The following is a 241-nucleotide window of genomic DNA, read 5'->3' on the forward strand; positions in this document are numbered from 1 at the left end:
CCCACACATCTTCCTGCGCCTGGACAGGCCAGCGGCACATCATGGAATTGTGAGAGATGTTCTGCACGATGGCCCAGGCGGAAGAGCCGCAGGCCTGCCCCAGCGGGCGCATGACATCGACCGCAGCCCGGAAAGGCGCGTCGGCGCCGCCGAAGCGCGCCGGCTGGAACAGCCGGTGGATGCCGGTGCGCTTGACGTCCAGCCGGGTAGCTTCCGGCGGCTGACGCAGTGCCTGGGTTTC

The 241-nt window shown here is 68.5% G+C and carries 1 pseudogene; it reads right to left on the reverse strand.

Annotated features, from left to right (window positions below):
• Positions 1 to 241, reverse strand: a pseudogene (locus tag P0D70_RS37030) (acyl-CoA dehydrogenase family protein); the annotation flags it as partial.

Source organism: Paraburkholderia sp. RL17-381-BIF-C (genome assembly GCF_046026435.1).
Classification (GTDB): domain Bacteria; phylum Pseudomonadota; class Gammaproteobacteria; order Burkholderiales; family Burkholderiaceae; genus Paraburkholderia.